Here is a 13,078-nt window from a genome sequence, read left to right as displayed (position 1 = left end):
CACAGTTAGTTGAACAGAGCCATCGGTTTTCCTGACTATGCCAGTAAGAATTCCATCCTGCCATCGTTCCTCAGAATAGTCCTTCGGCCGGATTGAAGCCGATTGGAATAGCCGCCGTCACAGTGTGCGAGGCATACAGATCGCATCTGTTTGTAAAACAGGGTCACCAGAGTAAGGGCACTGCTTAGCGCAAGTTCTGTGTTCATCTCTCACCACACGCTGAAATGGACTAAAACCTGCCGCTCATTCGGAGACCTTCCACACGCTCACACGGCCCACTTCCAATTGAACACACACAATTGTCGAGGGAGCAGATATGCGTGGCTACCGGCGTGGACGACACTGGCCGGTCGTTTCTGACCGTGTGCGGGCGCGGCGTCATCTCCAAGGAACGCGCCATGACCGTGCTGAAAACCCATATCGGACGCGGAACGGACGTGTTGACCGACGGCGCGCCCGCTTATGAAAAACCGTTGGCCGAGCTGGGTGCGAACCTCACTCAAACCGACGCCGACGATCACGCGATCAACCGGGTGAACACGCTGCACGCCCGGTTGGAGGATTTCATGTTCGGCTTCCATGGCGTATCCACGAAATACCTGCAAGCCTATCTGGACTGGTTCCAATGGATCAACGCGTTCACCGACGGATTCGGCGAAACCAGCGACGACCGGCTGCTCGCACGCCGGCTCGGCAATGGCCTGTACCGCATCCGTCGACGCGACTACCAGCATATGACGCCGCCATATCTGGATTACTGGCGAAAAGCCGCCTGACATCGTGCATACGATGTACAGTCAGAACAAACGATAAGAACAGGAGATGCGCATGGCGAGCATACCCACCACGACCATGAGGATAGACTCGCAGCTCAAGGAGGAATCCAGCCAAGTGCTCGAAGACCTGGGACTCACCCTCTCCGGCGCGGTCGCCATCTTCCTTAAAGCCGTCGTCAGGGAACAAGGGCTCCCGTTCGAGGTCAAGAAGGAAACATCGAATGGCAGATAAAATCATCCGCATCAAAGACCTCCTTCCGCAAGACGTGCGCAGCGGTCGATATACATTGCATCGCGGAAACGTACTCGATGCATATTCGGATTGGGAAGCCCCCGACCTGATCATCAGCGACGGAGCCTATGGCGTACGAGGGTTCCGAGGAGACACGGTGAGCGCCGACGGACTCGTGAACTGGTACTCGCCCCATGTAACCCAATGGTCGAAACGGGCGAAGCCCTCCACATCCCTGTGGTTCTGGAACACCGAGGTCGGCTGGGCTACGGTGCATCCGCTGCTGGAGGCGAACGGCTGGGAATACGTGCAGCTGGTCACATGGGACAAAGGGCTGTCGCATGTCGCGGGCAACGTGAACGGCAACACCATCCGACAATTCCCTGTGGTCACCGAGGTGTCCGCTCTGTATCGGCGCAAATTGACTCTTTCCACGGAGGATGGCGGCGTCCTCGGCGTACAGCAATGGCTGCGCGCCGAATGGCGTCGTTCCGGTCTGCCGCTCTGCCGCGCCAACGAGGCATGTGGCGTGAAAAACGCGGCCACACGCAAGTATCTCACGGCCGATTGGCTGTGGTATTGGCCGCCCGGAGAGATGGTCGAACGCATGGCCGAATACGCGAAGGTCAACGGCAAGCCCACGAACCGTCCCTACTTCTCCATCGACGGGCATACCGAGATCACGGCCGAACGCTGGGACTCCCTCCGTGCCGTATGGAATCATGTCAACGGTCTGACGAATGTATGGTCACGTCCCCCGCTTCACGACGGGGAACGTCTCAAAGGGACGCTTCAACGCAGTGCCCCACGCGTCTACAAACCCTCCAGGCAATCGGCGGCGCATCTCAACCAGAAGCCCTTGGATTTCATGGCCCGTCAGATCCACGCGGCATCCAATGAGGGGGATGTGATATGGGAGCCGTTCGGAGGACTCGCGTCCGCCTCCGTCGCGGCCGTGCTCACCGGCCGCTTCGCCTATACGGCGGAGATTGACGAGGAATTCCAGAATCTGGCTCTTGGACGATTGGCGGAAGCAGAAGAAGAGTACGCCGCGGAGAACGCAGACAACACGACAATCCTTGAAAGAAGACAAGCATGACCGATTACGACGGCAAGGAGCTGCCGGAACACTACGACCTCCCCGACGGGGACGAACGAACCGAACTACGAAACGGCGTAGTTCAGGCATTGCGCGCCCTGCCGATGCATTTCACGTCGCCCATCAACATCGAAGGCATTGAGGTCAACGACCTGTTCTCAATCAACACGCTGCTCGGCGGCACCATAGAAGCACAAACCGTCATGCTGTTGAACTCGCTGCGCAGCATATGGGATCCTCAAGGCAAATGGGAGGGCAAGGAATTCCGACGTTATCCCGAATCGTTCCCGGACGTAAGACTCGTGGGCTCCAATAAGGACGATGCGCCGTTGATCGGCATCGAGCTGAAGGGGTGGTACCTGCTTTCCAAGGAATCCGAACCGTCCCTACGATACAAGGCATCAGCCGACGCCGTAACTGAATGGGATCTGATCTGCTGCGTGCCTTGGGGGCTTTCTAATGTACTTAGTGGCAAACCCGTAGTTTACGAACCCTACGTCGAACAAGCGAAATTCGCTTCGGACATGCGCACCTACTACTGGAACCATCGCAAGGGAGACAATTCCAAACGAGATTGCGGAATCCACCATCCGGAAACCACCCCGTATCCTAAACCGGGAACGCAATACGTTGATGTGCCGAACCAGGATGGAGGCGGCAACTTTGGGCGTATCGCTAGGGTGGACGGCCTTATGGCGGATTGGGTGAACGAGTCCATGGACACCCTCATGGCGGGTATCGAGGCGAAGTACTGGGTATCGTTCTTCAAGCTGTTTTCGGAAGGTAAGCAAAAGGAAGAGATTGAAGCGGAGTTGAATATTATCGCGCGCAAGGTACGGCAAACGGGACAACAGAATCCACGGGAATCCTTGATCGAAGAGCAACTGCTCGCGCATTTGAGCGCCATCGTAGATCTATCCTTGAAGTAGTCTGGCGTTTACCCGCTTGTTTGACCTTTCAACGCAGTCAAACAAGCGGGTTTCGCGTATACGTCTCTTAAGTCCACCTTGGTCTAACAGAGTCTTGATTAATAATGATCATATACGGTATGTCTTCTTCATGCCCGACTTGGGCTTGTCATGGGGCGTCAGCCGTTCGTTGCCTCCCATGCGGCATAGGTTCTTCCGTCTGTCGTCTTCCAGTCCTTTCTTCCGTTGGCGGAGACATTGCCTTTCACGAAGGCCGCGGCTGCGGACGGCGAACTGAACTGTACGTTTCGCGTCAGCCTTGAAAGATGGCCATTACCGGGATTGGCGACGATGGTGCCATCATCCCGGCATCGTTGGAAGAACGCCTTCAAACCGTTGTAGGAGGGACTGGAGGCGGCTTTCGAGCCCTCCTTGACGGTCACTTCGCAGGCGACAAGGGAATCGGCAAGCACGGTGAATTCCCCGTCAACGATTTGCGCCTTGGCTGACACCCCATTCCACTGCACCGAAAGCATGAACACCGGCGATTCGGACTGATCGGGCATTGCATCCATATCGTTTTCATATGCTCCCCGATTCATCTCCTTCGCCGTCTTGCCACGCAGAAACTCCACGCCGAGAACCGGCAACAGAATCAGTATCTGATGGAAGAAATAATCCATATCCGACCTGTCCGCGTCAGGCAGCTGCGCGCCGCCCTTGGGCTCATTCCCGTTATCCAACCGTATACGCTTAAGTTCCATTGCCCGCTGATACAGGCGGGCCTCCAAATAGCGCACATGAGCACTGGTGAGGTTGGAATCCTTCGACGTAACGAACACGACCTCATCCCAGAATTCCTTGCCGGTGTTGTGCTGCTTTAGCCGTTCGGCGATGCAGTCAGTCTGCCCGATATACGCCAACGGGCCTTCATCGTCCTCACCGGTGAGGATATACACTCCAGGACGCTTTGCCTCATCCCGCTGGTAGATCGAGGATAACTGAGAACGACGGCCCTTCAACACATGACCCGTCCAATTCATGATTTCCGCCGTCACTATGCCGCCGAAGGTTCCCTCAACAAGAAATAGACTGACGTGCCTGCTCTGTACGTAAACCATGATGCCCTCTCATTGGATACATCGAGTCATTATGCGTTGTACGCATAATACCAGCCACAATACTAGACACCGGTCAGATGGCCGGAGCATTTGCGTGGCCGAGTTTTCCCATGTGCCGTTCGATGCCGCCCTGCGTCAGGTCTCGAATGATTTTCTGTCCGCGTCTTTGTAGCTCCGTATGAGGATTTTCGGAGTCTTCGCCGAATAGAGGTCGTCGTGTGATCCGGTTCGGGTCAGGACAAGGACCAGCCTGTCGCGTCGATGAAATAGACCAATAGCCAGTCGGCATCGATGTGCAGTTCGCGGAAGCCGGCCCATTGCCCGGTCAGGGCATGGTCCCGGTATCTCGTGCGCAGCGCATCGACATCGCCGTCGATGATCGCCCGGATGGCCGGTTTCATGCGCTTAAGGTCGACGTGCTTTCTTTTTCAGGGCTTTGGCGTCCTGATCGAAGGCCCTGATCGTCGCGATGGTCAGCGGTTCAGAGCGCATCGAAGTAGTCGTCCATATCGTCGACCGATGTGAAGGAGTGCGTGTACTCGCCGTTGGTCGCCTGACGGCGTGCCTCCGCGGCGCGCAGCTGCTTGACCTCGTCCTCCAGTTCACGGAAATGGCGGTAGTCGTGCTCGTTGATGATGAAGTACACGGGTTCGTTGTTGCGCAGCACGGTGACGGGAGTGCCGTCGGCGACCTTCGCGAATTCCGCGCTGGCGGTGCCCCTGCCGAATCGGCTGATGGGGACGAGGGTGTCCACGGGAACGGTCAACGATGCCATGTCAAACCTCCATGCAAGATAACATGTATATTCACATGCTATCATGACTGGTCTGCGTCATGCAGGGGATTGCCCTGACTGTGGTCGCCTTGTGTGTGCTGTTGATGACAGTTGATGACATGTGCTGTTGAACGACTTCATGTGCATTGCCACACAAAACAACGAAAGCCATGGGCGCCGAAACTAATCGGACCACATGGCTTACGTTGTTTCAGAGGCTAGGAAATGACGGAATCAAGCCGTTTTCACGCCTTCTGGTAGAGCTTGGAGCCGCCTTCCTGGAACTTGCGGCTCATCTCGGCCATGCCGGCCTGGATGGTGCTCGGATCAAGCGCGCCGCGCGCCTCCTGCGCGGACGGGATCTTGCCGGCGAGGGTGTCCTGCACCAGCTGTTCCTGCGCCGCCGCGCCGCCGAACTGCTTGCGGATGTTCTGCGAGATGGCCATCGAGCAGAACTTCGGGCCGCACATCGAGCAGAAGTGCGCCATCTTGGCGGGCTCGGCCGGCAACGTGTCGTCGTGGAAGGCGATGGCCGTGTCCGGGTCGTAGCTCAGGTTGAACTGGTCGAGCCAACGGAACTCGAAACGGGCCTTGGAGATGGCGAGATCGCGGTCCTGCGCGTGCGGGTGGTGCTTGGCGATGTCGGCCGCGTGGCAGGCGATCTTGTAGGCGATCACGCCCTGCTTGACATCGTCCTTGTTCGGCAGGCCGAGGTGCTCCTTCGGCGTCACGTAGCACAGCATGGCGGTGCCGTAACGGCCGATCTCGGTGGCGCCGATGGCGGAGGTGATGTGGTCGTAGCCGGGCGCGGTGTCGGTGGTGAGCGGTCCCAGGGTGTAGAACGGCGCATCGTTGCAGATCGCCTTCTCCATCTCGATGTTCATGCGCACGGTGTCGAACGGAATGTGGCCCGGGCCCTCGATCATCACCTGCACGTCCTTGGCCCACGCGCGGCGGGTCAGCTCGCCCAGCGTCATGAGCTCGGCCAGCTGGGCCGGATCGTTCGCGTCGGCAAGGCATCCGGGGCGCAAACCGTCGCCGAGCGAGAAGGCGACGTCGTACTTGGCGAAGATGTCGCACAGTTCGTCGAAGTGGGTGTACAGGAAGCTCTCCTGATGATGCTGCAGGCACCATTCGGCCATGATCGAGCCGCCGCGCGAGACGATGCCGGTCACGCGGTTGGCGGTCAGTGGCACGAAGCGCAGCAGCACGCCGGCATGGATGGTCATGTAGTCCACGCCCTGCTCGCACTGCTCGATCACGGTGTCGCGGAACAGCTCCCAGCTGAGCTTGGAGGCGTCGTCCTCGACCTTCTCGAGCGCCTGGTACATCGGCACGGTGCCGATCGGCACGGGGGAGTTGCGCAGGATCCACTCACGCGTGGTGTGGATGTCGTTGCCGGTGGACAGGTCCATCACGGTGTCGGCACCCCACTTGGTGGCCCACGTGAGCTTCTCAACCTCCTCGTCGATGGACGAGGTGACGGCCGAGTTGCCCATGTTGGCGTTGAGCTTGGTGAGGAAGGCGGATCCGATGATCATCGGCTCGGCCTCCGGGTGGTTGATGTTGCACGGCATGACCGCGCGGCCGGCGGCAAGTTCGGAGCGCACGAGCTCCACATCGCAGTTCTCGCGCTCGGCAACGTACTTCATCTCAGGGGTGATGATGCCCTGACGCGCGTACCACATCTGCGTCACCGGGTGGTCCTTGGCGCGCATCGGCTGGTGCGTGCGGCCACGCCATTCCTTGGTGGCGCGGCCGCGCTTGATGGCGCGCTTGCCGTCGTCCTCGAGGTTGCGGCGGCGGCCCTCGTACTCCTCGACGTCGCCGCGGTCCTTGATCCAGTCGAGACGCAGGGGCTTCAGGCCCTCCTTCGGATCGCACTTGGGCCCTTCGGTGTTGTAGTCGATGAACGGCGGATTCGGACCCACACCGGGGGTGTCGGACAGCTTGATCTCGGTGTACGGCACCTCAAGATCGTAGGCACCGAACTGGTTCTCGAAATGCACCGACTTGGTCTTGCGGATGTGCGCCTTGTCGCGCTGCTTGGAGCCGCGGGCGGCGATGTCGACGCGCTGCTGCTTGGCGAGCTTCTGCGCCTCCTTGGCCTCCTTGGCGTTGGTGAACTTCTTCTCGGTGGCCTCGGCGCCCGCCGGGGCGGTGCCCTCCTGTGCGGCCTGCGTGTCGGCGGCCGGGGTGTGGGTGACGATGCGCTTGGCGTAGCCGTGCTTCGTCTCGCCGCGCACGGCCTTCCAGCCCTCGACCATCGCGCGGGTGGCGGCCTCCGGATCGTCGGCGCCGGCGATGGCGGAGACGGCGAACCAGCCGGCGGCCTTGGTGCCCGCCAGCATGGTCATGTCGGCCGCGGTCACGCCGCCGCCGACGACCACCGGGAAGTCGCATGCCGAGCAGATGGTGTTGATCTGCTTGGCGTCCAGCGTCTTGCCGGAACCGTCGTTGCCGCCGACCGACGCCTCGGGCTTGGTTGTGGAGACGTGCAGCGGGCCGGCGCCGATGTAGTCGATGCAGCCGTCGGGCAGCTCATTGATGAGCTTGACGAGGCTTTCGGTCTCGGCGGAAAGACCCACGATCGCCTCGTCGCCGAGCAGGGCGCGCGCCTCGCGCGGCTCCATGTCGGTCTGGCCGATGTGCACGCCATCCACCTTGATGCCCTTGCGGCGGGCCTGCCAGACCACATCCGCACGGTCGTCGATCACGAAGGCCACGGAGTCGGACTTCTCGTTGTCCTCGATGATCTGCGCGATGTCCTGCGCCATCGCGGTCAGTTCGGAGGCGTCCGCGTTCTTGGCGCGCAACTGGATAAAGGTCGCGCCGCCGCGCAGGGCCTGATCGACCACGTCGGTCAGCGGACGGCCCTTGCAGTCCTCGGGGCCGACCACGAAGTACGCGGACAGGTCGAACGAGTCGCGCATCGAGGCGTATGGGTATTCGTTGTTCATTTGGTTGTTCCTTTGTTGGGTTATATAAGGAAGTCTTGTTGTATAGGAGCTGTGGGCGTTCCGCGATTTTGTCTCTTCTCGGCTCCCTCTGATGAGGGAGCTGTCTCGCGTAGCGAGACTGAGGGAGAGATCATAGGCACGCGACCACACGGTTCATTGCGTCACAATCGCCGATTCCGCCACCTGTTCGGGCGTGAGGTTCCACAGCGCGTCCAGCAGATGCACCTGGAACGTGCCCGGACCATCGGATTTCGCTTCGGCGATCTCGGCTGCACGGTTGTAGAGCAGCGTCGCCGCCAACGCCGCCGTCAGCGGTTCGGCCACGGCCAGATAGGTGGCGGTCACGCCGCCCAGCGAGCAGCCCGCGCCGGTGATCTTGGTCATCAGCGCACTTCCGCCAGGCAGGCGGTAGACGTGCTCGCCGTCAGTCACCAGATCGACCGCGCCGGAGACCGCCACCGCGGCTTTGCCGTCGGGAGTGCCATCCGCCAGAAAGCGCGCCAGCCGCTTTGCCGAATCGACGGCGGCATCGACCTCGTCCACCGATTCGACGCCGGCCGGACGGGTCGATGCGGTATCAGAAGCGGTATCGGAAGCCTTGTCGGATGCGCCATCGGCCGCAGCGTCAGCCAGCCGCCACATGGAGGTCAGCGCAATGATCTCCGAGGCGTTGCCGCGCACGAGGGTCGGCGGTGTGGCGCGGAACGCGCGCAGAATCTCGGTGCGGGTCTCGCCGATGCCGGCCGCCACCGGGTCAAGCACCCAACGATGGCCGGTTTTGTGGAATGCGCGCGCGATCCTCGGCAGCGCATCCCTATAGAACGGCAGCAGCGTGCCCACGTTGATGTAGTCCGCGCCGGATATCGCGGCCGTGTCGATCACGTCGTCGGGAAGAAAGCTCATCGCCGCGGTGCCGCCGGCGGCAAGCTGCGCGTTGGCGACCAGATTGATCGTGACGAAATTGGTGAACGACTGCGCCAGCGGAGTGGTTGACTTCACATCGCGCACGGCCTGGGCGATGCGCTCGCGCAAAGACGCGAGTGGCGCGCGGTCGTCTTCATCCTGCGAATCATCGCTCATATCGCTGCTCCCTACGATGGTCTTGACCAACAGGTTCCAAGGGTCTGGCCGAAGCCACTCTCAACCCGTCGCCGGGTTCCCCTGCATTACGGTCCAACGCTATGGCTCAAGGTGGACATGCGCATTGCCTGTGCATCGTCCGCGCATGCCGTGTGGCAGGGCATAGTGAGTGGCATCGTGGATGCGGTTTTTTGATCAGGGGATCGCGGCATCGTTCGTATGGTGCCATTCGATAGGCGACACGCCGAATGATATTGTTAATGCCCTTTACATAAATGTCGTTTCATACCGTAGAATAGTGAAAATAACCGGTGTGCGCTGTGCGCCGGTGCCTGTATAGTGGCAGGCAATGGCGTCGCAGCGGACGCTTACATTCAACGAAGAAGGAACCGGCATGACAGTACACAAACTTGGCGGCCGACTTGTGGCATTCGCCGCGGCGGCAGCCTTGGCCATTCCATTGGGCATGCTCACGATACCGGCGTCGGCCGAGGACGGCGCGGCGCGCGCCGACTCCACGACGCAGATGAGCTCCACCCCTGAAGTCGTCTACACCAACCGGGTCGGATCCGGACAGTCGCGCACCACCGATTTCGATGCGAACTGGAAGTTCAAGCTCTCCGATTCGATCGCCGCCGAGTCGCCCGACTACGACGATTCCGCATGGCAGCAGATCTCGCTGCCGCACGACTACAGCATCACGCAGGACTACACCCAGTCCGGCGAGGCCGAAAGCGCCTATCTGCCGGGCGGCACCGGCTGGTATCGCAAGACGTTCACCCTCGACAAGGCGCTCGCCGGCCGACAGGTGTCGATCAACTTCGACGGCGTGTACATGAACGCGACCGTCTGGCTCAACGGCGTCAAGCTCGGCGAGCACCCCTACGGCTATTCGCCGTTCTCGTTCGATCTGACGAAGAACGCGAAGTTCGGCGCGGAGAACACCATCGTGGTCAAGGTCGACCACAAGACCCCCTCCAGCCGCTTCTACTCCGGCTCCGGCATCTACCGTGACGTCACCCTCACCGTCACCGACGGCGTGCACGTCGCCGGCAACGGCGTGGCCGTCAAGACCCCGCAGCTCGCCGCACAGCACAACGGCAACGTGACGATGAACCTCACCGCCACGGTCGCCAACGACACCGACAAGGCCGCGTCCGTCATCCTCAAGCAGACCGTGTTCACCAAGGGCAAGCCGACCGAGACGCTCGGCACCGTCACCACCGCCGCGCAGTCGGTCGATGCTGGCAAGAGCGCCGACGTGGCCTCGACGATCACCACCACGGCAGCCCCGAAGCTGTGGGGCGTCGATGCGCCGAACCTGTACACGGTGCGCACCGAGGTGCAGGTCGGCGGCAAGACCGTCGACACCTACGACACCGACTACGGCTTCCGCTGGACCTCGTTCGATCCCGACACCGGCTTCTCGATCAATGGCGTGAAGACCAAGCTCAAGGGCGTCTCGATGCATCACGATCAGGGTTCGCTCGGCTCGGTCGCCAACAAGGCCGCCATCGCCCGTCAGGTGCGCATTCTCAAGGACATGGGCGTCAACTCCATCCGCACCACGCACAACACCGCGGCCAAGGCGCTCATCGACATCTGCAACGAGCAGGGCATTCTCGTCATCGAGGAGATCTTCGATGGCTGGAACCGCGCCAAGAACGGCAACACCGAGGACTACGCCAAGTATTTTGACAAGACCATAGCCTCGGACAACCAGATCCTTGGCGGCGACAAGGATGAGTCCTGGGCCAAGTTCGACCTGACCTCGACGATCAACCGCGATCGCAACGATCCGTCCATCATCATGTGGTCGACCGGCAACGAAATGATGGAAGGCATCTCCGGCAGCGTTGCGGACTTCCCGAACATTTCCGCCAAGCTCACCGCATGGGCCAAGGCTGCTGATGACACGCGCGAGGTCACGTACGGCGACAACAAGATCAAGGCCGGCTGGAGTGAGTCCAACACGATGGGCGACGCTCTGACCGCAGCGGGCGGCGTTGTCGGCGCCAACTATGAGAACGGTTCGCTCTACGATTCGACCCACAAGGCTCACCCGACGTGGAAGCTGTACGGCTCCGAGACGGCGTCTTCGATCAACAGCCGTGGCATCTACAACGTCACCAGTGGCCAGACCAGCGGCCAGCAGCTGACCTCGTACGACAACAGCGCGGTCGGTTGGGGCGCCACCGCCAGCTCCGCCTGGTACGACGTGATCCAACGTGACTTCGTCGCCGGCGAATACGTGTGGACCGGCTTCGACTATCTCGGCGAGCCCACCCCGTGGAACGGCACCGACGTCGGTGTCAGGGGCACCTGGCCGTCGCCGAAGAACTCCTACTTCGGCATCGTCGACACCGCCGGTCTGCCCAAGGACAGCTACTACTTCTACCGTTCCCAGTGGAACACGAAGTCGCACACGCTGCACATCCTGCCCGCGTGGAACGGCAACGTCGTCGCCAAGGACTCCAGCGGCAAGGTGCCGGTCGTCGTCTACACCGATGCCGCCAAGGTCAAGCTGTACTTCACCCCCAAGGGCAGCACCGAGAAGCAGCTCATCGGCGAAAAGCAGTTCACCGAGCACACCACCGATGCCGGTTATACGTACAAGACCTATGACGGCGACGACAAGAACGCGACCGCCGACAAGAACATGTACCTGACCTGGAACGTTCCGTGGGCCGAAGGAACGATCTCCGCCGAAGCGTTCGATAAGGACGGCAAGCAGATCACCAACGCCGAAGGCCGTTCCTCCGTGACGACGACTGGCGCAGCGTCCCAGCTCAAGGCCGAAGCCGACCGCACCGAGATCGCCGCCGACGGCAAGGACCTGAGCTACATCACCGTGGACGTGACCGATAAGGACGGCAACACCATTCCGGATGCCACCGACCGCGTCACGTTCAAGGTCGACGGCCCCGGCAAGCTCGTCGGCGTGGACAACGGCAAGACCACCGATCACCAGTCCTATCAGGACGACAATCGTCAGGCCTTCAGCGGCAAGCTGATCGCCATCGTCCAGTCCACCAAGACCGCAGGCAGCATCAAGGTGACCGCAACGGCAGACGGTCTCAAGGCCGCGACCACGACGATCACCACGACCGCAGTGCCCGGCACAGGAACAGCCAAGACCATCGACGGAGTCTACTACTCGCGTAACTACTACGTGAAGACCGGCAACAAGCCCACGCTGCCTTCCGACGTTGAAGTGCGGTACTCCGACGGCACCAAGGATCGTCAGAACGTCACTTGGAACGAGGTCACCGACGAGCAGGTCTCCAAGCCCGGCACCTTCGCCGTGACCGGCACCGTCGCCGACCAGACCATCACCGTGCGCGTCACGATGATCGACGAGGGCGGCGCACTGCTCAACTACTCGGCCACCACGCCGCTCGGCACCGCTCCGGCGCTGCCCGAATCCCGTCCGCTTGTGCTCTCCGACGGCACGGTGACCAGCGCGAACTTCGCCGTCACCTGGAAGAAGCCCGCCGATACCGAGTACGCCAAGGCCGGCACCGTGACCGTGCCCGGCACCGCGACCGTCTTCGACAAGACCGTCGACGTGACCGCCACGATCCGCGTGCAGAAGGCATCCGTCGCCATCGGTGACAGCGTCTCCGGCAATGCGATGGAGCTTACGCAGAGCATTCCCACCGAGTCCCAGTCCGACACGCTGGATGCCATCAAGGACGGCTCCACCACCGTCAGCGACAACCTCTCCGGAGGTGCGAACCCGACCGCATGGACCAACTGGGCATGGTCGAAGGCTGGCAATAAGACGGCGCAGATCACGTTCGAATACGCGACCCAGCAGACGCTCGGCCAGATCGTCATGTACTTCTTCCGCGACAGCTCGTCCGTTACCTTCCCCGACGCCGGCACCACCAAGATCGAGGTTTCCGACAACGGCACCGACTGGACGCAGATCAATGCCAAGGAGACTATCGCCACGGCCGAGTCCTCCGATCGTGTCAAGCCGTATACTTACGACTTCGCACCCACCGGCGCGACGTTCATCCGTTTCACGGTCACCAACGCCGACACCACCACGTCCAGCGGTGTGGTGAGCACCGGCCTGACTGAGATCGAGCTCAAGCTGGCGACCACCTCGTTCACCACGA

At 61.1% G+C, this 13,078-nt stretch carries 10 protein-coding genes and 1 riboswitch; of the genes, 5 read left to right on the top strand and 5 right to left on the bottom strand.

Translation table 11 applies throughout. The features are described from left to right. Positions 1–320: 320 nt before the first annotated feature. The 4 genes from EHS19_RS00415 to EHS19_RS00400 are packed head-to-tail and all read left to right on the top strand — an operon-like array spanning position 321 to position 3,036. Positions 321–776 carry a transposase gene (locus tag EHS19_RS00415; protein ID WP_241676978.1) on the top strand — a complete coding sequence of 152 codons (456 nt, stop codon included), beginning with the start codon at positions 321–323 and terminating at the stop codon, positions 774–776. Positions 777–828: 52 nt separating this feature from the next. After that, a complete protein-coding gene (locus EHS19_RS00410) occupies positions 829–1,008 on the top strand; it encodes a type II toxin-antitoxin system RelB/DinJ family antitoxin (RefSeq protein ID WP_151915826.1) in 180 nt (59 codons plus the stop codon). Then, positions 998–2,107: a DNA methyltransferase gene (locus EHS19_RS00405; RefSeq protein WP_151915825.1), complete on the top strand. Its 1,110-nt coding sequence runs from the start codon at positions 998–1,000 to the stop codon at positions 2,105–2,107. Before EHS19_RS00410 ends, EHS19_RS00405 begins: the two co-directional genes overlap by 11 nt. Next, positions 2,104–3,036 carry a hypothetical protein gene (locus EHS19_RS00400; RefSeq protein WP_151915824.1) on the top strand — a complete coding sequence of 311 codons (933 nt, stop codon included), beginning with the start codon at positions 2,104–2,106 and terminating at the stop codon, positions 3,034–3,036. The genes EHS19_RS00405 and EHS19_RS00400 overlap by 4 nt, the downstream gene beginning before the upstream one ends. 158 nt (positions 3,037–3,194) lie before the next feature. On the opposite strand, the gene EHS19_RS00395 is transcribed toward EHS19_RS00400, so the two are convergent. The 5 genes from EHS19_RS00395 to EHS19_RS00375 all read right to left on the bottom strand — a co-directional run bounded on the left by EHS19_RS00395 (position 3,195) and on the right by EHS19_RS00375 (position 8,951). Beyond that, on the bottom strand, positions 3,195–4,136 hold the full coding sequence (locus tag EHS19_RS00395; protein ID WP_151915823.1) for a GIY-YIG nuclease family protein: 942 nt from the start codon (positions 4,134–4,136) through the stop codon (positions 3,195–3,197). Positions 4,137–4,369: 233 nt separating this feature from the next. Next, positions 4,370–4,537 carry a type II toxin-antitoxin system mRNA interferase toxin, RelE/StbE family gene (locus tag EHS19_RS11210; protein ID WP_241676977.1) on the bottom strand — a complete coding sequence of 56 codons (168 nt, stop codon included), beginning with the start codon at positions 4,535–4,537 and terminating at the stop codon, positions 4,370–4,372. An 80-nt stretch (positions 4,538–4,617) separates the two neighbouring features. After that, positions 4,618–4,911 (bottom strand): prevent-host-death family protein, encoded by a 294-nt coding sequence (locus EHS19_RS00385; RefSeq protein ID WP_151915822.1) that lies wholly within the window; start codon positions 4,909–4,911, stop codon positions 4,618–4,620. Positions 4,912–5,156: 245 nt separating this feature from the next. Then, positions 5,157–7,871, bottom strand: coding sequence for a phosphomethylpyrimidine synthase ThiC (thiC, locus tag EHS19_RS00380; RefSeq protein WP_151915821.1), 2,715 nt, complete (start codon positions 7,869–7,871; stop codon positions 5,157–5,159). A 153-nt stretch (positions 7,872–8,024) separates the two neighbouring features. Continuing rightward, positions 8,025–8,951: a hydroxyethylthiazole kinase gene (locus EHS19_RS00375; RefSeq protein ID WP_151915820.1), complete on the bottom strand. Its 927-nt coding sequence runs from the start codon at positions 8,949–8,951 to the stop codon at positions 8,025–8,027. Continuing rightward, positions 8,943–9,044, bottom strand: a riboswitch (TPP riboswitch). (Overlaps the previous gene by 9 nt.) 301 nt (positions 9,045–9,345) lie before the next feature. Here EHS19_RS00375 and EHS19_RS00370 point away from each other — a divergent pair. Continuing rightward, positions 9,346–13,078 (top strand): Ig-like domain-containing protein (locus tag EHS19_RS00370; protein WP_241676976.1); only part of this gene is annotated, 3,733 nt, incomplete at its 3' end.

It is taken from the genome of Bifidobacterium jacchi, from assembly GCF_009078285.1.
GTDB classification, from domain to species: Bacteria; Actinomycetota; Actinomycetes; order Actinomycetales; family Bifidobacteriaceae; genus Bifidobacterium; species Bifidobacterium jacchi.
Note: the sequence above shows the minus strand (reverse complement) of the source record. Positions and strands in the feature narration are given on the sequence as shown.